Annotated in this window: 16 protein-coding genes; 14 read left to right on the forward strand and 2 right to left on the reverse strand. The window is 74.3% G+C overall.

Annotation, left to right across the window (positions count from 1 at the left end; genetic code table 11):
• The first annotated feature begins 44 nt into the window (after window positions 1-44).
• From dxr to RLT57_RS24240, 5 genes are all read left to right on the forward strand, one after another.
• Entirely contained in the window at window positions 45-1,295 is a 1,251-nt protein-coding gene (gene dxr, locus RLT57_RS24220) for a 1-deoxy-D-xylulose-5-phosphate reductoisomerase (protein ID WP_311299376.1), read from the forward strand.
• The gene (locus tag RLT57_RS24225) at window positions 1,292-2,611 is read left to right on the forward strand and encodes a M50 family metallopeptidase (protein ID WP_311299377.1); all 1,320 of its coding nucleotides are present in this window, start codon (window positions 1,292-1,294) and stop codon (window positions 2,609-2,611) included. The genes dxr and RLT57_RS24225 overlap by 4 nt, the downstream gene beginning before the upstream one ends.
• A 100-nt stretch (window positions 2,612-2,711) precedes the next feature.
• Window positions 2,712-3,866, forward strand: coding sequence for a flavodoxin-dependent (E)-4-hydroxy-3-methylbut-2-enyl-diphosphate synthase (gene ispG, locus RLT57_RS24230; RefSeq protein ID WP_311299378.1), 1,155 nt, complete (start codon window positions 2,712-2,714; stop codon window positions 3,864-3,866).
• 124 nt (window positions 3,867-3,990) lie between these two features.
• Window positions 3,991-4,836: a GNAT family N-acetyltransferase gene (locus tag RLT57_RS24235; protein ID WP_311299379.1), complete on the forward strand. Its 846-nt coding sequence runs from the start codon at window positions 3,991-3,993 to the stop codon at window positions 4,834-4,836.
• 22 nt (window positions 4,837-4,858) lie between these two features.
• Window positions 4,859-5,425: a GNAT family N-acetyltransferase gene (locus tag RLT57_RS24240; RefSeq protein ID WP_311299380.1), complete on the forward strand. Its 567-nt coding sequence runs from the start codon at window positions 4,859-4,861 to the stop codon at window positions 5,423-5,425.
• A 169-nt stretch (window positions 5,426-5,594) separates the two neighbouring features.
• Here RLT57_RS24240 and RLT57_RS24245 read toward each other — a convergent pair whose 3' ends face one another.
• Together RLT57_RS24245 and RLT57_RS24250 are read right to left on the reverse strand one after the other, a co-directional pair.
• The gene (locus RLT57_RS24245; RefSeq protein ID WP_311299381.1) at window positions 5,595-6,032 is read right to left on the reverse strand and encodes a ferritin-like domain-containing protein; all 438 of its coding nucleotides are present in this window, start codon (window positions 6,030-6,032) and stop codon (window positions 5,595-5,597) included.
• A complete protein-coding gene (locus RLT57_RS24250; RefSeq protein ID WP_311299382.1) occupies window positions 6,029-6,424 on the reverse strand; it encodes a hypothetical protein in 396 nt (131 codons plus the stop codon). The genes RLT57_RS24245 and RLT57_RS24250 overlap by 4 nt, the downstream gene beginning before the upstream one ends.
• Window positions 6,425-7,075: 651 nt before the next feature.
• Between RLT57_RS24250 and rimP the strand changes: the two genes are divergently transcribed.
• The 9 genes from rimP to RLT57_RS24295 all read left to right on the forward strand — a co-directional run bounded on the left by rimP (window position 7,076) and on the right by RLT57_RS24295 (window position 19,627).
• Window positions 7,076-7,606: a ribosome maturation factor RimP gene (gene rimP, locus RLT57_RS24255; RefSeq protein WP_311299383.1), complete on the forward strand. Its 531-nt coding sequence runs from the start codon at window positions 7,076-7,078 to the stop codon at window positions 7,604-7,606.
• Between the two features lie 2 nt (window positions 7,607-7,608).
• Window positions 7,609-8,595 carry a transcription termination factor NusA gene (nusA, locus tag RLT57_RS24260; RefSeq protein ID WP_311299384.1) on the forward strand — a complete coding sequence of 329 codons (987 nt, stop codon included), beginning with the start codon at window positions 7,609-7,611 and terminating at the stop codon, window positions 8,593-8,595.
• Between the two features lie 214 nt (window positions 8,596-8,809).
• Window positions 8,810-9,097: a YlxR family protein gene (locus RLT57_RS24265; RefSeq protein ID WP_311299385.1), complete on the forward strand. Its 288-nt coding sequence runs from the start codon at window positions 8,810-8,812 to the stop codon at window positions 9,095-9,097.
• Window positions 9,098-9,259: 162 nt separating this feature from the next.
• Window positions 9,260-12,433, forward strand: a complete 3,174-nt coding sequence (gene infB, locus RLT57_RS24270; protein ID WP_311299386.1) for a translation initiation factor IF-2 — start codon at window positions 9,260-9,262, stop codon at window positions 12,431-12,433.
• A gap of 95 nt (window positions 12,434-12,528) precedes the next feature.
• Window positions 12,529-12,822, forward strand: a complete 294-nt coding sequence (locus RLT57_RS24275) for a DUF503 domain-containing protein (RefSeq protein WP_311299387.1) — start codon at window positions 12,529-12,531, stop codon at window positions 12,820-12,822.
• Between the two features lie 33 nt (window positions 12,823-12,855).
• Window positions 12,856-13,350 carry a 30S ribosome-binding factor RbfA gene (gene rbfA / locus RLT57_RS24280; protein ID WP_311299388.1) on the forward strand — a complete coding sequence of 165 codons (495 nt, stop codon included), beginning with the start codon at window positions 12,856-12,858 and terminating at the stop codon, window positions 13,348-13,350.
• Window positions 13,347-14,246 carry a tRNA pseudouridine(55) synthase TruB gene (truB, locus tag RLT57_RS24285; RefSeq protein ID WP_311299389.1) on the forward strand — a complete coding sequence of 300 codons (900 nt, stop codon included), beginning with the start codon at window positions 13,347-13,349 and terminating at the stop codon, window positions 14,244-14,246. Before rbfA ends, truB begins: the two co-directional genes overlap by 4 nt.
• Window positions 14,247-14,600: 354 nt before the next feature.
• Entirely contained in the window at window positions 14,601-18,368 is a 3,768-nt protein-coding gene (locus RLT57_RS24290) for a serine protease (protein ID WP_311299390.1), read from the forward strand.
• A 305-nt stretch (window positions 18,369-18,673) separates the two neighbouring features.
• A complete protein-coding gene (locus tag RLT57_RS24295) occupies window positions 18,674-19,627 on the forward strand; it encodes a bifunctional riboflavin kinase/FAD synthetase (protein WP_311300847.1) in 954 nt (317 codons plus the stop codon).
• The last annotated feature ends 251 nt before the right edge of the window (window positions 19,628-19,878 follow it).

The raw sequence follows: 19,878 nt of genomic DNA on the forward strand, positions 1-19,878 counted from the left end.
GCCCCGTACACCGGCCACAGCCCCGACACGACACAATGACCCCCATGACGGACGCTCTCGCAGACCCCCACTACCGCCCGCACGTCACGCCGGAACCCGGCGGCGGTCCCCGGGACATCGTGATCCTCGGCTCCACCGGCTCGATCGGCACCCAGGCGATCGACGTGGTCCGCCGCAACCCCGACCGGTTCCGGGTGGTCGCGCTGTCGGCGGCGGGCGGCCGGGTCGAACTGCTCGCCGAGCAGGCCCGCGCCCTCGGCGTGCACACCGTCGCCGTCGCCGACCCGGCCGCGGTCGCACCGCTGCGGGAGGCGCTCGGCAGGCACTACGGCACCGACCGGCAGCCCGAGATCCTGGCCGGCCCCGACGCCGCCACCCAGGCCGCCGCCCTGGAGTGCCACTCGGTGCTCAACGGCATCACCGGCTCCATCGGCCTGCGCCCCACCCTGGCCGCGCTGGAGGCCGACCGGGTGCTCATCCTCGCCAACAAGGAGTCGCTGATCGTCGGCGGCCCGCTGGTGAAGGCCCTCGCCAAGCCCGGCCAGATCGTCCCGGTCGACTCCGAGCACTCCGCCCTCTTCCAGGCGCTGCTCGGCGGCAGCCGCGGCGAGGTCCGCAAACTGGTCGTCACCGCCTCCGGCGGCCCGTTCCGCGGCCGGACCCGCGCCGAACTGGCCGGCGTCACCCTCGCCCAGGCCCTTGCCCACCCGACCTGGGACATGGGCCCGATCATCACCATCAACTCGGCGAACCTGGTGAACAAGGGCCTGGAGGTCATCGAGGCCCACCTGCTGTACGACATCCCCTTCGACCGCATCGAAGTGGTGGTCCATCCGCAGTCCTACGTTCACTCGATGGTGGAATTCACCGACGGCTCCACGCTGGCCCAGGTGAGCCCCCCCGACATGCGGATGCCGATCGCCCTCGGCCTCGGCTGGCCTGACCGGGTACCGGACGCGGCCCCCGGCTGCGACTGGACGAAAGCAGCCACCTGGGAGTTCTTTCCGCTCGACGACGACGCGTTCCCGGCGGTCGCCCTGGCCCGTCATGTGGGTAGCCTCGGAGGCACCGCGCCCGCGGTGTTCAACGCGGCCAACGAGGAATGCGTCGACGCGTTCCGCGCCGGCCGGCTGTCGTTCACCGGGATCGTGGACACCGTCGCCCGCGTGGTCGAGGAGCACGGCGCCCCCGTGCCGGGACCCCGGCTGACGGTCGCGGACGTACTCCAAGCGGAGGTCTGGGCCCGTGCCCGGGCCGCGGAACTGGCACAGGCATCGGAGGCAGCAGGCGTATGACGGCTCTCATGACGGTCCTCGGCATAGTCGTCTTCGCCGTGGGCCTGATGGTCTCCATCGCCTGGCACGAGCTGGGCCACCTCTCGACCGCCAAGCTCTTCAAGATCCGGGTGCCCCAGTACATGGTGGGCTTCGGCCCCACCCTGTGGTCCCGCAAGAGGGGCGAGACCGAGTACGGCTTCAAGGCCGTCCCGCTCGGCGGCTACATCCGGATGATCGGCATGTTCCCGCCCGGCGAGGACGGCCGGATCACCGCCCGCTCCACCTCGCCGTGGCGCAGCATGATCGAGGACGCCCGCTCGGCCGCGTTCGAGGAGCTCAAGCCCGGCGACGAGAACCGGCTGTTCTACACGCGCAAACCCTGGAAGCGCGTCATCGTGATGTTCGCCGGGCCCTTCATGAACCTCATCCTGGCCTTCGCGCTGGCGCTGGGCGTCTTCATGGGCATCGGCATCAGCCGGCAGACCACCGTCGTCGGCCAGGTCAGCGACTGCGTGATCTCCCAGGCCGACACCGCCGAGCGCGACGCCGCCAACCCCTGCCGGCCCAGCGACCCGGTGGCGCCCGCCAAGACCGCCGGATTCAAGGCAGGCGACAGGTTCGTGGAGTTCAACGGGCAGCCGGTGCGGAACTGGGCGCAGCTGTCCAGGGACATCCGCAAGGGCGCCGGCGCCGCGGTCGTCGTCGTCGAGCGCGACGGCAAACGCGTCACCCTGCGCCCGACGATCACCACCAACGTCGTCGCCAGGACCGACGGCGACGGGAACCCGGTGGAGGGGCAGACCGTCAAGGCCGGCTTCCTCGGCTTCAGCCCGGCCAGCCGCATCGAGCCGCTCGCCTTCACCGACTCCGTCGACCACATGGGCCAGATGGCCCGGCAGGGCGTCGACTCCCTGGTACGGCTGCCGCAGCGCATCCCCGACCTGTGGAACGCGGCCTTCAACGGGGCTCCGCGCAAGGCCGACTCCCCGATGGGCGTGGTCGGCGCCGCCCGCGTCGGCGGCGAGGTGTTCTCCCTGAAGGAGCCCGCCATCGACCGGGTCGCCACCATGGTGATGCTGGTGGCCGGCTTCAACCTGTCGCTGTTCCTGTTCAACATGCTGCCGCTGCTGCCGCTGGACGGCGGCCACATCGCCGGCGCGCTGTGGGAGGCGGTCCGCAGGCACACCGCCCGGGTGTTCCGCAAGCCCGACCCCGGGCCCTTCGACGTCGCCAAGCTGATGCCGGTCGCTTACGTCGTGGCGGGGATCTTCGTGTCCTTCACGCTGCTGGTCCTGATCGCGGACGTGGTGAACCCGGTCAAACTCAGTACGTAATGCCCCGGGGCGGGTGAGAGTCGTGGGCGTGGTGCCGTAACCTCGAAGCACGTACCCGCCCACGACGGGACCTCGTTCCAACCTTGGGGATGCCACGCAGATGACCGCGATTTCGCTCGGTATGCCGGATGTTCCGACCAAACTCGCCGACCGCCGCAAAAGCCGTCAGATCCAGGTCGGAAGCGTCGCTGTGGGCGGCGACGCACCGGTCTCCGTCCAGTCGATGACCACCACCAGGACGTCTGACATCGGGGCGACCCTGCAGCAGATCGCCGAGCTGACCGCCTCCGGCTGCCAGATCGTCCGGGTCGCCTGCCCGACCCAGGACGACGCGGACGCGCTCGCGACCATCGCCAGGAAGTCGCAGATCCCCGTCATCGCCGACATCCACTTCCAACCGAAGTACGTGTTCGCCGCGATCGACGCCGGCTGCGCCGCGGTCCGGGTCAACCCCGGCAACATCAAGCAGTTCGACGACAAGGTCAAGGAGATCGCCAAGGCCGCCTCGGCCGCCCACGTCCCCATCCGCATCGGGGTCAACGCCGGTTCGCTGGACCGCCGGCTGCTGGAGAAGTACGGCAAGGCCACCCCCGAGGCGCTGGCCGAGTCCGCGCTGTGGGAGGCGTCGCTCTTCGAGGAGCACGACTTCCGCGACATCAAGATCTCGGTCAAGCACAACGACCCGGTGATCATGGTCAACGCCTACCGGCTGCTGGCCCAGCAGTGCGACTACCCGCTGCACCTCGGCGTCACCGAGGCCGGCCCCGCCTTCCAGGGCACCATCAAGTCCGCGGTCGCCTTCGGCGCGCTGCTCGCCGAGGGCATCGGCGACACCATCCGCGTCTCGCTGTCCGCGCCGCCGGCCGAGGAGGTCAAGGTCGGCATCCAGATCCTGGAGTCGCTGAACCTGCGCCAGCGCCGCCTGGAGATCGTCTCCTGCCCCTCCTGCGGGCGCGCCCAGGTCGACGTCTACAAGCTCGCCAACCAGGTGTCCGCCGGCCTTGAGGGCATGGAGGTGCCGCTGCGCGTGGCCGTCATGGGCTGCGTCGTCAACGGCCCCGGCGAGGCCCGCGAGGCCGACCTCGGGGTCGCCTCCGGCAACGGCAAGGGCCAGATCTTCGTCAAGGGCGAGGTCATCGCGACCGTTCCCGAGTCCAAGATCGTCGAGACCCTGATCGACGAGGCGATGAAGCTCGCCGAGCAGATGGAGGCCGCCGGTATCGCGTCCGGCGAACCGCAGGTGAGCGTCTCCTGACCGCCCGGTTCCAGCCGTGCTCCGCGTACCCGGCACCGGGCGCGGGGCACGGCACGCAGCCGCGCGGTAAGGTTCCGGAGTCCTTCCCCGCCGTCGTCCGCGGCCCGCACGGTGAGGCGCTTCCATGTTGACCCACCCGACTGCCCGAGTGCTCGACCCCGGCGACCTCGACGCGGCCCTCGCCGTCCTCGCCCGAGACCCGGTGGCCAACGCCTTCGTCACCTCCCGCGTCAACGTGGCCGGGCTCGACCCCTGGCGGCTCGGCGGCGAGATGTGGGGCTGGTACAGCGCCGGGAAACTCACCTCCATGTGCTACGCGGGCGCCAACCTGGTACCCATCTGCGCCACCCCGGAGGCGATCGCCGCGTTCGGCGAGCGCGCCCGGCGGGCCGGCCGCCGCTGCTCGTCCATCGTCGGCCCGGCCGAGGCCACCGCCGACCTGTGGGCGCGGCTGGAGCCCCACTGGGGCCCGGCCCGCGAGGTACGCCCCCGGCAGCCGCTGATGACCACCCGTGCGCTGCCCGCCGACGTCGGCCCCGACCCGCTGGTCCGGCGGGTCCGCCGCGACGAGATGGACGTCCTCATGCCGGCCTGCGTGGCGATGTTCACCGAGGAGGTCGGCGTCTCCCCGCTGGCCGGCGACGGCGGACTGCTCTACCAGGCCAGGGTCGCCGAACTCGTCTCCACCGGCCGCGCCTTCGCCCGGATCGAGGACGGCAAGGTGGTCTTCAAAGCGGAGATCGGCGCCGTCACCCGGCACACCTGCCAGATCCAGGGCGTCTGGGTGGCCCCCTCGCACCGCGGCCGCGGCCTGTCCGAGACCGGTATGGCAGCCGTCCTGCACTACGCCCTGCGCGACGTCGCCCCGGTCGCCAGCCTTTACGTCAACGACTTCAACGCCCCGGCCCGCGCCGCCTACCGCCGGGTCGGCTTCACCGAAGTCGGTGCCTTCATGAGCGTGTTGTTCTGACGGACCGATAGGGTCGCGGCTCATGGAGAACGTGGTGATCGCCCCCTGCGACCTGGCGCCGCGGGTGGACGAGGCGCTGGCGGTACAAGCGGTGGCGTTCGGGCTCGGCCCCGACGAGGTGGCCATCAGGCGGCAGATCGTGCTGCGCCACCTGGGCTGCACCGGGGCCCGGGCGCTCGGCGCCTTCGGTGCCGACGGCCGGCTGGTCGGCTTCGTCTACGGCCTGCCCAACGACCGCGGCCACTGGTGGTCGAGCATCGTCCAGCCGTATCTGCGCGAGCGGGGCAACGACGGCTGGCTGGACGACTCCTTCGTCATCACCGAACTGCACGTGCTGCCCGACTTCCAGCAGCGCGGCATCGGCCGCCGCCTGATCACCGGCATCACCGACACCGCCACCGAGCCCCGCAGCATCCTGTCCGCCATCGACGGCGAGAGCCCCGCCCGCCGCCTCTACCGCGACCTCGGCTACCGCGACCTGGCCCGCCCGGTGCACTTCCCGAGCGCGGGCCGCCCCTACGCGGTGATGGGCGCGCCGCTGCCACTGCTCCGTCCGGGGCAGGCCGCACCGGCCGAACGGGTCGAATGACCGCGGTACGGACCCGGGCGCCGGGCCGGCCGCTCGGGCGGTTCCCGGGCCACCCGGCGCGGCCCCGCGCCGCCGAGCCCGTCGCCGTGCGCTCCCTGCGTGCCACGCGGCCCGCCCGACCGCGGCGGCACGGCGGGCTCCGCGCCGTCCGGACAGGCCGACAAACTGGTCAGAGGCGTTCCGCCAGCCCGGGGAAGGCCACGCTCCCGCCGCTCCAGCGCACGGCCCGCACCGCCGCCGCCCGCATCCCGGCGGCCGCGTCCCGCCGTGTCCCGCCGCTCGCGGCCCGCACCAGATCGCCGTACGCCCCGGCCACCCGGTTCTCCAGGTACGCCGCCAGCCGCACCGCGTCCGCGGCGTCCGCGACCACGAAGGGCAGCTCGTAACCCGCCGCCGCGGCCACCGGCCTGCCGCCCAGACCGGTGACCGTCCGGCTCAGCGCGTCCCGGCCGGCCCGGTGCGCGTCGTACGCCTGCCGCGCCTGCGCCTCCCGCGACGCGGCGACCTGCCCGCCGACCACGCCGTACCCGTACACCGCCGCGTGCTCCGCGGCGAGTGCGGCCTGCGCCGCGGCCAGCACCGTGCCGGTACCGCCTGTGCCGCTCATGTCTTCTCCGCCCCCGCGCCCAGCAGCACGACATGTCCCGCGCCGGCCGCCGCGACCGACGCCAACAGCCGCGCCAGCTCCCCCGGCACGCCCAGCAGCGCCCTCGCCCGCCGGTCCGCCAACTCCCGCTCCGCGGCGGCGAGCGCGCCGAGCGCGTCGGCGGCGGACGGGTTCTCCGCGCGGAGCGCGGGGGACGCGCTCGCGGTCGGCGTCGCACCCCCGGGGCCGCCCACGGCGGGAGGCACGGCCTTTCCGCCGAACGCGGTCACATGCCGGGCCACCTCCGCCCGCAACGGCGCCAGCCGGCCCGCCAGCGCCGGATACGCGGCCAGCGCCGCGTCATACCGTGCCAGCAGCCCCGCACTGTCCCGCGCGGCCCCCGTCCTCTCCACCACTCCGGGCGCGGGCCTGACCGGCTCCCGCCGTATCTCCCCCTCACCCCCGGAACACCCACCGACGACCCCGACAGCCGCCACCGCCACCACACCCCGCCGGCTCACCCGAGCCACCTCCCGGACCATGCCGGCGAGTCTAGGGCGTCTTTTTTGCCGCCTTCTCGCCCCCCTTTTTTTGCCGCCTTCTCGCCTCCGGGCGCTTCGATCCGGTGTCGACGGTCCTCGTCGTACGGTCGCTCCTTCGTCGCTTCCTTCTCCTCGTCCCTTTCGACGCCGGCGCGCCCTTCGGCTCGCCGGCTACCGGCGAACCCCAGGCGGTATCGGTACCCAAGGGTGGGTGCCGTCGGGCGTCAGGGCACCCAGGGGGTGCGGGTCGGGGTTGGTGTGCCCTGCGTGGCGCCGTACGGCACCCGCCAAAGCCCCCTCACCCCAGCGGCCCCCCACCCCACCGGCCACCCCCCCGCGGCGCCGATACCCCCGACGGCACCCCCTTGGGGCACCGATCTCCCTGCGGCCCGCCCCGCCTCCGCCGGGTCGAAGCGCGCGGAGGTGAAGCGGCGGCAAAAAGCGGTGCCCGACTCCGGTAGCCTTGAGGTCTTGCATGTGATCTTCCATGACAACAGCAGACGCGGCCGAGGAGTCACCCGGATGAGCACCACCCAGAGCGAGAGGCTGCGCGCGCTGCTTGAGCCCGTTGCCGGGAAGGCGGGGCTGGAGCTGGAAGACGTCAAGGTGTCGGCCGCCGGGAAACGGCGGCAGCTGGTGGTCGTGGTGGACGCCGAGGACGGCGTGGAGTTGGACGCGGTCGCCGAGGTGAGCCGGGCGATCTCCGAGGCGCTCGACGACTCCGACGCGATGGGTGAGACGGAGTACGTGCTGGAGGTGACCTCACCCGGCACCGACCGCCCGCTGACCGAGCCGCGCCACTTCCGGCGTAACACCGGACGCCTGGTCAAGCTGCACCTCAAGGAGCGCGGCGAGCTGATCGCGCGGATCATGACGGTGGACGCCGCGGGCCTGGATCTGGAGGTCCCCGGTGTGAAGGGCCGCAAGCCCAAGCCCGGCCGCGCGGACTTCGCGGAGATCGAGCGGGCCCGGGTCGAGGTCGAGTTCAACCGCAAGGCCGACGGCGAGGACGAAGAGGCCGCGGCCGACGACGAGACTGCCGAGGAGGCGTAGCCGTGGACATCGACATGAAGGCCCTGCGGGGCTTGGTGCAGGAGCGGCAGATCTCGTTCGACCTGTTGGTCGAGGCCATCGAGTCGGCGCTCCTCATCGCGTACCACCGGGAGCCGGGCAGCCACCGCCGTGCGCGGGTCGAGCTGGACCGGCAGTCCGGGCACGTGACCGTGTGGGCCACCGAGGAGCCGGAGGAGGCGGGGGAGGGCGCCGAGCCGCGCGAGTTCGACGACACGCCGAGCGGTTTCGGCCGGATCGCCGCCTCCACCGCCAAACAGGTGATTCTGCAGCGGCTGCGGGACGCCGAGGACGACATCACCTTCGGGGAGTACGCGGGGCGGGAGGGCGACATCGTGACCGGTGTCGTCCAGCAGGGCAAGGACCCCAGGAACGTCCTGGTCGACATTGGCAAGCTGGAGGCCATCCTGCCGGTGCAGGAGCAGGTGCCCGGTGAGGACTACGCGCACGGCACCAGGCTGCGCAGCTACGTGGTGCGGGTCGCCAAGGGTGTGCGGGGCCCGTCCGTCACCCTTTCGCGTACCCATCCCAACCTGGTGAGGAAGCTCTTCGCGCTGGAGGTCCCGGAGATTGCCGACGGTTCCGTGGTGATCGAGGCGATCGCCCGCGAGGCCGGGCACCGCAGCAAGATCGCGGTCCGTTCCGCGCGGTCCGGGCTGAACCCCAAGGGCGCCTGTATCGGCCCGATGGGCGCCCGGGTGCGGGCGGTGATGGCCGAGCTGAACGGTGAGAAGATCGACATCGTGGACTGGTCGGACGACCCGGCCGAGATGGTGGCGAACGCGCTGTCCCCGGCCAGGGTCTCCAAGGTCGAGGTGGTGGACGCGGGCGCCCGCAGTGCCAGGGTCACCGTGCCGGACTACCAGCTGTCGCTGGCGATCGGCAAGGAAGGGCAGAACGCCCGGCTCGCCGCCCGGTTGACCGGCTGGCGGATCGACATCCGCCCCGACACCGAGCAGCCGCAGGACTGAACAGGACCTGAGGCGGATCTGGACCGGCCCCGGGCCCGGCCCGGCGGACGCCGCCCGGGACGGTCCGCCGGGGGATCATCCAGGACGTCCGGGACCCGCCGGGGACCGGGCCGGGGCCCGCCGCTGGCCGGATTCGTCCGGTCGCGGCGCGACGGACAACCGTACGTCGGCTTACTCGCAGGAGTGAGCCCGGTGCGGGGAGGTAGACTAAAGAGTGTCTGGTCGGACGCTGCAACCAGCATGCCCGGAGCGAACCTGCGTCGGCTGCCGTCAGCGAGCGCCCAAGACCGATCTGCTGCGTGTGGTGGTGAGCGGGGACACCTGTGTTCCCGATCTTCGCGGTACGCTGCCCGGTCGGGGTGCGTATCTGCACCCTGACCTTGTCTGTCTTGACCTGGCGGTCCGCCGCCGGGCGTTCGCCCGGTCCTTCAGGGGGCCGGTGGCGTCCGATACCGCGGAACTGCGCCGGTATGTCGAGCAGGCAGCCGGTAAGAACCCGTAAGAACGGAAGAAACGAACGGCACGGGAACCTCCGTGCGGTCAGGTACCTCGCGAGATGGAAGTAGGTCGAGATTGCGATGAGCACTCGATGAGTACGCGATGAGTACGCCCATGAAGTAGCGACGGTCCGGCGGACGATCACCCCGGACCTAAAAGGAGCGAAGTGGCTAAGGTCCGGGTATACGAACTCGCCAAGGAGATGGGAGTCGAGAGCAAGGTCGTCATGGCCAAGCTCCAGGAACTCGGTGAATTCGTCCGTTCGGCGTCCTCGACGATCGAGGCGCCGGTTGTCCGCAAGTTGACCGACGCTTTCCAGGGACCCGGTGGCAACGCCGGCAAGTCCGCTGCGAAGCCCTCGGCGCCGCGCAAGGCGACGCCTTCCCCTGCCCCCCGCCCGGGTGGCAGCTCTTCGCCGGCCCCCACCCCGGGTGCGCCGGCCCGTCCCGCCGCCCCGGCCCGTCCGGGCGGTCCGGTGACCCCCGCGGCTCCGGCCGCGGGCGGTTCCGCGTCCGCCCCGGCACCCGCCGCCGGCCCGCGGCCCGGCCCCCGGCCGGCTCCCGCCCCGGCGCCCACGCCGGCTCCGGCTGCTCCGGCCCGGCCCGCTCCGGCGGCCCCGGTGCCCGCGGCCGAGTTCCAGGCGCCGCCGTCCGCGCCCCCGGCTCCGGCCGGTCCGCGCTCCGGCGCCACCCCCGGCCCGCGTCCGGCCCGGCCGGCCGGCCCCGGTCAGCGGGACGGCGGTCAGCGGGACGGCGGCCACCGCGAGAGCGGTCCCCGTGACGGCCAGCGTCCCGGTGCCCGGCCCAGCGGCCAGGGCCAGGGCGGTCCCCGTCCGGGCGGCTCGCGTCCCGCGGGTCCGCGTCCGGGCAACAACCCCTTCACGTCCGGTTCCACCGGTATGCCGCGCCCCGGCGGCGCGGGTCGTCCCGGTGGCGGTCAGGGCGGTGCCCCGCGTCCGGCGGGTCCCGGCGGCGGCGCCCCGCGCCCCGGTGGTGCCCCGCGTCCCGGCGCGCCCAGCGGCCAGGGCGGTCCCGGCGGTTCGCGTCCGTCGCCCGGCGGCATGCCGCGCCCGCAGTCCTCGGGCCCGCGTCCGAACCCCGGCATGATGCCGCAGCGTCCGGCGCCCTCTCCCGGCGGCCGTCCTGGTGGTGGCCCCGGCGGCCGTCCCAGCGGTCCCGGCGGGCGTCCGGGCGGCGCTGGCGGTCCCGGCGCCCGTCCCGGTGGCGGCGGTGGCGGCTTCGCCGGCCGTCCGGCCGGTCCGGGCGGCGGCGGTCGTCCCGGTGGCGGCGGTGGCGGCTTCGGCGGTCCCCGTCCCGGTGGCGGCGGTGGCGCGCCCGGCGGTGGCGGCGGCTTCGGCCCCCGTCCCGGCGGTTTCGGCGGCCGTCCCGGCGGCCCGGGTGGCCGCGGTGGCACGCAGGGCGCGTTCGGTCGCGGCCCCGGCGGCCGTCCGGCGCGCGGCCGCAAGAGCAAGCGCCAGCGGCGCCAGGAGTACGAGGCCATGCAGGCCCCGTCCGTGGGCGGTGTGCTGCTGCCCCGCGGCAACGGCCAGACCGTGCGGCTCTCGCGCGGTGCCTCGCTCACCGACTTCGCCGAGAAGATCAACGCCAACCCGGCGTCGCTCGTCCAGGTGATGCTCAACCTCGGTGAGATGGTCACCGCCACCCAGTCGGTGTCCGACTCCACCCTGGAGCTGCTCGCCGGCGAGATGAACTACGTGCTGGAGATCGTCAGCCCGGAGGAGGAGGACCGCGAGCTGCTCGAGTCCTTCGACATCGAGTTCGGCGAGGACGAAGGCGGCGAGGAGGCCCTGGTCTCCCGCCCGCCGGTGGTCACCGTCATGGGTCACGTCGACCACGGCAAGACCCGCCTGCTCGACGCGATCCGCAAGACCAACGTGGTCGCGGGCGAGGCCGGCGGTATCACCCAGCACATCGGTGCCTACCAGGTGGCGACCGAGGTGAACGGCGAGGAGCGCCGCATCACCTTCATCGACACCCCGGGCCACGAGGCGTTCACCGCCATGCGTGCCCGCGGCGCCAAGTCCACCGACATCGCGATCCTGGTCGTCGCGGCCAACGACGGCGTCATGCCGCAGACGGTCGAGGCGCTCAACCACGCGAAGGCGGCCGACGTGCCGATCGTCGTCGCGGTCAACAAGATCGACGTCGAGGGCGCCGACCCGACCAAGGTGCGCGGCCAGCTCACCGAGTTCGGCCTGGTGGCCGAGGAGTACGGCGGCGACACCATGTTCGTCGACATCTCCGCCAAACAGGGTCTGCACATCGACTCCCTGCTGGAGGCCGTGATCCTCACCGCCGACGCCTCACTCGACCTGCGGGCCAACCCGGAGCAGGACGCGCAGGGCATCGCGATCGAGGCGCACCTGGACAAGGGCCGCGGCGCGACCGCGACCGTCCTGGTGCAGCGCGGCACCCTGCGGGTCGGCGAGACGATGGTCGTGGGCGACGCCTACGGCCGGGTCCGCGCCATGCTCGACGACCAGGGCAACACCCTGGAGGAGGCCGGTCCGTCCACCCCGGTGCAGGTCCTGGGTCTGACCAACGTCCCGGGCGCCGGCGACAACTTCATCGTCGTCGACGAGGACCGCACCGCCCGGCAGATCGCCGAGAAGCGTGCCGCCCGCGAGCGCAACGTCCGCTTCGCCCGCAAGGGTGTCCGGTTCTCCCTGGAGAACCTGGACGAGGCGCTCAAGGCCGGCCTGGTGCAGGAACTCAACCTCATCATCAAGGGCGACGCGTCCGGTTCGGTGGAGGCCCTGGAGTCCTCGCTGCTGCAGCTCGACGTCGGCGACGAGGTCGACATCCGCGTCCTGCACCGCGGTGTGGGTGCGGTCACCGAGTCGGACATCGACCTGGCGACCGGCTCCGACGCCATCGTCATCGGCTTCAACGTCCGGGCGGCCGGCCGTGCCGCGCAGATGGCCGAGCGCGAGGGGGTCGACGTCCGCTACTACTCGGTGATCTACCAGGCCATCGAGGAGATCGAAGCGGCACTCAAGGGCATGCTCAAGCCCGAGTACGAGGAGGTGGAGCTCGGCACCGCCGAGATCCGCGAGGTCTTCCGCTCCTCCAAGCTCGGCAACATCGCCGGTGTGCTGGTCCGCTCCGGCGAGGTGCGCCGCAACACCAAGGCGCGGCTGCTGCGCGACGGCAAGGTCATCGCGGAGAACCTCAACATCGAGGGGCTGCGCCGCTTCAAGGACGACGTCACCGACATTCGTGAGGGTTATGAGGGCGGTATCAACCTCGGTAACTACAACGACATCAAGATCGACGACGTCATCGCCACCTACGAGATGCGGGAGAAGCCGCGCGGCTGATCCGGCACCTCGGCTGAGGTGACACCGGTCCGGGGCCGGTCGGCGGAGACAAATTCCGTCGATCGGCCCCGGCCTTCGCCTGTACCGTCCCACGCATGTATGTAGGCACACTGCGTTTCGACCTGCTGCTCGGTGACGTACGGTCGCTGAAGGAGAAGAGGTCCGTGGTCCGCCCGATCGTCGCCGAGCTGCGCCGCACGTTCGAGGTCAGCGTGGCGGAGACCGGGGACCAGGAGCTCTACCGCAGGGCCGAGATCGCCGTCGCGGTGGTCTCCGGGGACCTGGGACACATCAAGGACGTACTCGACCGGAGCGAACGCTGGATGGCCGCCCGGCCCGAGGTGGATCTGCTGTCGGCACGGCGGCGCATCCACGGTGACGATGACTGAGACAGCCGAACCGAAGGCAGAGAGAAGAAGACGATGACCGACACCGCGCGGGCGCGAAAGCTGGCGGACCGCATCCGGGTCGTGGTCGCCGAGACCCTCCAGCGGCGGATCAAGGACCCGCGGCTGGGGTATGTGACGATCACCGACACCCGGGTCACCGGTGACCTGCGGGAGGCGACCGTCTTCTACACGGTCTACGGGGACGACGAGGAGCGCGCCGCCTCCGCCGCCGCCCTGGAGAGCGCCAAGGGCGTACTGCGCTCCGAGGTCGGCCGGCAGACCGGCGTGCGCTTCACCCCGAGCCTGGCGTTCGTCGCCGACGCCCTCCCGGACAACGCCCGCACCATCGAGGATTTGCTCTCCAAGGCCCGCGCGGCCGACGAGGAGGTCCGCAAGACCGCCACCGACAAGACGTACGCGGGGGACGCGGACCCGTACCGCAAGCCGGCCGACGACGAGGCGGACGACGAGGACGCGGACGCGACCGCCGCCGCGGACGACGACGAGGACGGTTCGTCGCCCGCATGAGCCGAGCGCAGAAGGACGGCCCCTCCGGGCTGGTGATCGTGGACAAGCCCGGGGGGCTCACCTCGCACGGCGTGGTGTCGCGGATGCGGCGGCTGGCCGGGACCCGGCGGGTCGGGCACGCGGGCACCCTGGACCCGATGGCGACCGGCGTGCTGATCCTCGGGGTCGAGAAGGCCACCCGGCTGCTCGGGCACCTCGCGCTCACCGAGAAGGAGTACACCGCCACCATCCGGCTCGGGCAGAGCACCGTGACGGACGACGCCGAGGGTGAGGTCACCGGGTCGGCGCCGGCCACCGCGGTCACCCGGGAGGCGGTGGACGCCGGGATCGCCGCCCTGACCGGACCCATCCGGCAGGTGCCGTCCAAGGTCAGCGCGATCAAGGTGAACGGCGTACGGTCCTACACCAGGGTGCGGGAGGGCGAGGAGTTCGAACTGGCCGCCCGCCCGGTGACGGTTTCCTCCTTCACCGTGCACGATCTGCGGGTGCCGGCCGAACCGGCCGGTGTGATCGACCTGGACGTCACGGTGGTGTGCTCCTCCGGCACCTACATCAGGGCGCTCGCCCGCGACCTGGGCGCCGGCCTCGGCGTCGGCGGCCATCTGACGGCGCTGCGGCGCACCCGTGTCGGGCCCTACGGGCTGGACGCCGCCCGCACCCTGGAGCAGCTGGAGGAGGGCTTCGCCGTGCTGCCGATCGAGCGGGCGGCCGCCGCCGCGTTCCCCCGCTGGGACGTGGAAGCCGACCAGGCCCGGCTGCTGGGGCACGGCGTACGGATCGAGGCGCCCGCGCTCACGGCCGGACCGCACGCGGTCTTCGGGCCCGACGGGCGGTTCCTCGCCCTGGTCGAGGAGAGCGGGGGGCAGGCGAGGATCGTGGCGGGCTTCGCGCAGTAGCAGCCGCCTCCGCCGGCCCCCCGCCCGCCGGACGGAGGCGGGGGGCCGGCGGGGGAAGCCCGCCTCCGCCGCCCTGACGTCCGGCCGGGCGCGGCGGCGGGCCGCCGTTCACCGTGCGACGGAGCCGCCTGTCCCCTGAACGGCCCCGTCCCACGGTCCCCTCCAACCCCCCTGACACTCCCTATCCATCCGCACCCCGGAAATCACTCCAATGGCCAGGCGCTCGGAGTGAAGCGAGGGGGCGCAAGGGGGCGCTTTCGGTCCGCGCGCTAGGCGGACGATCATCGGGCACCTACCGTCGAAGCGGGACGAAACGGGTCGCTGCGGTCAGGGCGCGGCGGCGGGGAGGTGCTGATGGCGGCGCGCGGAAGCGAACGGGACAACGCGCTGGTCCGGGTCTGCGACCTGGCCGGACGGCCGCGGGGCACCGGCTTCCTCGCCGACCTCGACGGCACGGTGATCACCAGCCACGAGGCGGTCGACGGCCTGGCCCGGCTGGTCCTGCACGCGCCCGGCGACCAGGTGTGCCTGGTCGAGGCCGACGCGATCACCCCGCTGCCCGGGTACGGGGTGGCGCTGGTCGCCACCGAAGGGCTCACCCTGCCGGCGCTGCCCGTCGCCACCCACGGCCCCGCCCACCCGGACCGGCGGATACGGCTCCGGCTGCCGTACCGTGCCGAGGGCTCCGTGGTCGGCCCCACGGCGGTCACCTCCACCGCCTGCGACCGCTTCCCCTTCCTCGACGAGGTCTACGAACTCGCCCTGGACGGTGCCGACCTGAACCGGGCGGGGGCGCAGACGTCCGGCGCGCCGCTGATCGACGCGGCCACCGGCGCGGTGCTGGCCGTGGTGGTGGCCTCGGTGGCGACCGCGCCGCGGGCCGGGCACCGGGCGAGCGGCTTCGCCGTACCGCTGCGTACCGCGAACGCGCCGGGCCCGCTGGCCGAGGTACTGGCCCGCAACGCGGCGACCGTGCCCGCCCACGGTGCGCACCTGAACCTCGCCGGCGCCCTCCGGCTGACCGGCGTCACGGTGGGCTCGGCCGCGGTGCCCGGCGAGTGGCGCGAACCGCTGCCCCGGCCCGAACTCGCCGACGCCGTGCAGGAGTTCCTGGCCGCCCCGGCGCAGGCCGCACCGCTGCTACTGGGCCTGGTCGGCGATCCCGGCACCGGCCGCAGCACCGAACTCGCCCGGCTCGCCGCCCGCCGCGCCCGCGGCGCGCACCCCGCCCCCACCCTGTGGCTGCGCGGCGCCGAACTGCGGCCGGGCGACGGCGGGATCAAGGACGCGGTGGAGCGGGCGCTGCACACCGCCGCCCGGATCGCCGACGCCGCCTCCGACCGGTCCCACGAGCCGCTCCACGCCGCCGCCGACGCCGTCGCCGGCCTCGCCCGCGCCGCCGGCCGGCCGCTGCTCGTCATCCTCGACGCGCCCGAGGAGATGCCGCCGGTCCTGGCCCACGCGCTGCCCGGCTGGACCGCCGCCACGGCCGGCTGGCTGCGTACCTCCGGCGCCCGGCTGGCCGTCGCCTGCCGCGGCGAACTCTGGGAGCAGCTCGCCGCGTCGACGCCCCCGGGAGCGTCCTGCCGGGTCCCGGTCGGGGCACTGACGGGCGAACAGGCGGTACGGGCCCGGGAACGGTACGGGCTGCCCGCCGGTTCGCTGGCGGCGGCCGACGCGGCGCACCCGCTGGCGCTGCGGCTGCTGTCCGAGGTACGGGCGGCGCTGCCCGCCGACGCCGCGGCGGGCGAGCCGCCCACCCGCGCGGAGATCTTCTCGGCGCACCTGGACCTGGTGTGCCTGCGGACCGCGGTCCGGCTGGCCGCCGCCGCGCAGCCGGCCGTCCGGGGGAGCGCGGTCCGGCGGCTCGCCGCTCGGGTGGCCGGGCAGGCGCACGAAGCGGCCCGCCGGTGCCTGGGACCAGGGCAGGGCCGGCTGGACCGGGAGGCGTTCGAGGAGCTGTTCCCGTCGCGGACCGGGTGGGCGTCCGCGGTGCTCGCCGAAGGGCTGCTCGTCCCGGCCGGGACGGGCTACCGCTTCGCGCACGAGGAGGTCGCCGACTGGCTCCAGTCGCTGCACCTGGACCTGGGCACGGCGCTGCACGCCCTCATCCACCGCTGGTTCGCCCCCAGCGGCGCGCTGCCGGAAGCCCCGGTACGCCTCCCGTCCCGCCCGGCCGCCCGCGCCGGACATCTTCCTCCGGCGTCCCCGGTCCCTCCGGTCGCCCCGGCCGGCCACCCGCGCGGCCTGCCCGTCCCGCGCCACCGGGCGGGCCCGGTCCGCCAGGCCCTGCTGGCCGCCCCGCCGGCCGCCCGCGCGGCCCACCTGCACCACCTCCTCCAGGTCCTGGACCGCCGCACCCCCTTCCCGGCCCGCTTCGCGGCGCCGCTGCCACCTGCCGCGCCCGCCCAGGAGCAGGACCGCGAGGCGGACACCGTGCCCATTCCGCACCCGGGCGCCCGCCGCGCGGCCGGCGCGGCGCGGCCCGGCCGCCGGCCACCGGACCCCCGCGTGCCCCGCGTGCCCCGCCAGGCGGGCGCGGACCGCGCGGAGCGGCTCAGGCCGGCCGGGACCACCGCCCCCCACCCCGGCCGCCCCGCCGGTGCGGTCGGTGCGGACGCGGACCGGGCCGGGCCGTCCGGGCCGGCCGAGCGGCGGGCGGACGCCCTCTGGTGGGCCACCCACCTCGTCCGCGAGACGCTCACCCGGGCCCCGGACCCGGACGTGCTCAGGGAACTGGCCGGGCGGGTCGTGGTCCGGGCCGTGGCCCGCGGCGGGTTCACCGCCGACGCCATGGGCCCGCTCGGCCACTTCGGCCCGGCCTTCTGGACCGCTCTCCCGCTGCCCGTCGCCGACCGGCTGGACCTCCTGCGCCTCCTGCTGCCCGCCGACCCCCCGCCGGGCGGCCCCGGGCCCCGCTTCCTCACCGCCGCCGCCGACCTGCTGCGCGCCCGCCCCGCCGAGGCCATGCCCGCGCTGAGCGCCTGGTTCGGCGACGACCGCCCACTGCGGACCGGGACCGGCCCGGACACCCCCTGCCTCACCGTCACCTCGGCCGCCCAGGCGCTCCTGCACACCTACCGGCACCTGGCCCTGGACGACCTCACCGAGGTACTGGTCAGCGCCGGCCACCCGGCCGCCGACCAGGTGCTGGCGGAGCTCGCGGACGAGGAGCCGTCGGCGGTCTGCCGGGCGGTGGACCGCTGGGCGCATGACGCGCGTCCCGGGCGGCGGGTCGCCGCGGCGGCCTACGGGCTGCGGGCGGCGGCCCCGGCGCGGACCGCGGCGGACCGCGAACTGCTGCGCTGCGCCGCGCTGGAGATCCTGGCCCGCCCGCAGGACGGCGCCGTGCACGGGGCCGCGCTCGGCATCCTGCTCCGGGACCCGGCCACCCGCGACCGGCACCTGCCCGCCGCGCTGCCGCGGTTCGCCGCCGGGGACCCGCACCTGACGCCGGCCGTGCTCGGCGCCGCGCTGAGCACCCACCCCGAGCCCGTCCTGCGCGCCTTCCAGGCCCGGCTGCGGGAGGCGGACGCGCCGGGCGCGGCCGACGTCGTCGCCGAACTGGCCGCCGCCGACGCCCCCACGTTCGCCCGCCGGGCCGCGGCCCTGGTGGCGGACCACCTGCGCCGCCGCCCCGAAGCCGCGCCCGACACGGCCCGCTTCCTGGACGCACGGCTCGAACGGGGCCCCGGCGCCCGGGGAGTGCTGCTGCCGCTGGTCGCCGACCTGCTGCTGGCACACCCCCCGCAGGTGCGCCGTGTGCTGGTGCCGGTGTTCGCCGCCCCCGGCACGCCCCCGTCCCGGCCGCTGCGGCAGGAACTGCTCGACCTCGCGCTCGACGCCGAACGCGACCCGGTGGTGCTGGACGCCCTGTTGACCGCCGCCGCCGAGGGCTGCCGGGGGCGGCACCCGCTGCTCACCCGGGACCTGGTGCACCGGCTCGGCCTGCTGCTGGGCCGCAGACCCGAGGGAGCCGCCCACTTCGACCGCCGGGTGGTGGAACTCGCCGTCGCCGAACCCGCCTTCGCCCGGCTGCTGAGGGAATGGCTGGCCGACGGCGGCAGCTGGGACGCGGTGGTCGGACCGTCCGCCCGCCGCCGTCTGGCCACCGTGGCCTGACCGGCCGCGCCCACGCCCGTACGCCCTGACCTGGCACCGCTTCCGGCCCGGACACCGCGTCCGGGCCGGGTGGTGCCCCGTGCCGAGTGCCGATGGGCGGCGGCCGGTACCGGCATGGCAGTCTTGACCCTGGCAGGACGACGGCGCGGTCGTCCGGTGGGCCGGCCGGGGCGATCCGGCGGGCCCCGCGGGTCGGACGGGCTCGGCCGGTTCGCCCGTCCGCGGGGTCGCACGTCGGTAGGTTCGTCGGTTCGTAGGTTCGTAGGTTCGTAGGTTCGGCAGTAGAGATGAAGCGGAGCGTCAAGGTGCAGCGCTGGCGGGGCTTGGAGGACGTGCCCGGTGACTGGGGGCGCAGCGTCGTCACCATCGGGTCGTACGACGGTGTGCACCGGGGCCACCAGCTGATCATGGGCCGCGCGGTACGGCGGGCCCGCGAGCTGGGCCTGCCCTCGGTCGTCGTCACCTTCGACCCGCACCCGAGCGAGGTGGTACGGCCCGGCACCCACCCGCCGCTGCTCGCCGCCCACCACCGGCGGGCCGAACTCATCGAGGCGCTCGGCGTCGACGCGCTGCTGATCCTCCCGTTCACCCGCGACTTCTCCAACCTCACGCCGAGCGAGTTCATCCGCACCGTGCTGGTGGACGGCCTGCACGCCAAGCTGGTGGTCGAGGGCCCCAACTTCCGCTTCGGCCACCGGGCGGCGGGCGACGTGCAGTTCCTGTCCGGGCTCGGCCCGAAGTACGACTACGACCTCGAGGTCGTGGACCTGTTCGTCCGCGGCGAGGCGGGCGGCGGCGAGCCCTTCTCCTCCACGCTGACCCGCCGGCTGATCGCCGAGGGCGACATCGAGGGCGCCGCCGAGATCCTCGGGCGCCCGCACCGCGTCGAGGGCGTGGTGGTCCGCGGCGCCCAGCGCGGCCGTGAACTCGGCTACCCGACCGCCAACGTCGAGACGTTGCCGCACACCGCGATCCCCGCCGACGGGGTGTACGCGGGCTGGCTGCACGTCGCGGGCGAGGCGATGCCCGCGGCGATCTCGGTCGGCACCAACCCGACGTTCGACGGCACCGCGCGCACGGTGGAGGCGTACGCCATCGACCGGGTGGGCCTGGACCTGTACGGGCTGCACGTGGCGGTGGACTTCCTGGCCTACCTGCGGGGCATGGAGAAGTTCGACACCATCGACGCGCTGCTGGAGCGGATGGGTGACGACGTGAAGCGGGCCCGCGAACTGGTCGAGACGGCCGGGCAGCGCTAGGGCCCGTCGGTTTCGATCTACGCGGCGTTGCCGGCCCGGTACGCACGCCTGCCGCGTGCCCGCCGGTCGGCGACGTACCGCCTCGCCTTGCTCCTCGGCCGTGCGGCCGGGACGCGCCGGACCCCGCCCCGCCGGCCACGCGGATCCGCACGGCAGACCCCACGGCCTGGCCGCCCTCCCGAGCGCCCGCCAGCCGCCCCGGCCCGGGGCGCGAGGCGCTGTGAAGGAGCCCGCCCGGACCGCGAGGGGGC

It is taken from the genome of Streptomyces sp. ITFR-21, from assembly GCF_031844685.1.
In the GTDB taxonomy this organism is placed as follows: Bacteria; Actinomycetota; Actinomycetes; order Streptomycetales; family Streptomycetaceae; genus Actinacidiphila.

What these genes read in the sequence shown, in the direction of transcription:
- truB (WP_311299389.1), top strand. Translation starts at nt 13,347, where the DNA reads ATGAGCCGAGCGCAGAAGGACGGCCCCTCCGGGCTGGTGATCGTGGAC.
- dxr (WP_311299376.1), top strand. Translation starts at nt 45, where the DNA reads ATGACGGACGCTCTCGCAGACCCCCACTACCGCCCGCACGTCACGCCG.
- RLT57_RS24245 (WP_311299381.1), bottom strand. Translation starts at nt 6,032, where the DNA reads ATGAGCGGCACAGGCGGTACCGGCACGGTGCTGGCCGCGGCGCAGGCC.
- RLT57_RS24235 (WP_311299379.1), top strand. Translation starts at nt 3,991, where the DNA reads ATGTTGACCCACCCGACTGCCCGAGTGCTCGACCCCGGCGACCTCGAC.
- rimP (WP_311299383.1), top strand. Translation starts at nt 7,076, where the DNA reads ATGAGCACCACCCAGAGCGAGAGGCTGCGCGCGCTGCTTGAGCCCGTT.
- RLT57_RS24290 (WP_311299390.1), top strand. Translation starts at nt 14,601, where the DNA reads ATGGCGGCGCGCGGAAGCGAACGGGACAACGCGCTGGTCCGGGTCTGC.
- ispG (WP_311299378.1), top strand. Translation starts at nt 2,712, where the DNA reads ATGACCGCGATTTCGCTCGGTATGCCGGATGTTCCGACCAAACTCGCC.
- RLT57_RS24240 (WP_311299380.1), top strand. Translation starts at nt 4,859, where the DNA reads ATGGAGAACGTGGTGATCGCCCCCTGCGACCTGGCGCCGCGGGTGGAC.
- rbfA (WP_311299388.1), top strand. Translation starts at nt 12,856, where the DNA reads ATGACCGACACCGCGCGGGCGCGAAAGCTGGCGGACCGCATCCGGGTC.
- RLT57_RS24225 (WP_311299377.1), top strand. Translation starts at nt 1,292, where the DNA reads ATGACGGCTCTCATGACGGTCCTCGGCATAGTCGTCTTCGCCGTGGGC.
- RLT57_RS24275 (WP_311299387.1), top strand. Translation starts at nt 12,529, where the DNA reads ATGTATGTAGGCACACTGCGTTTCGACCTGCTGCTCGGTGACGTACGG.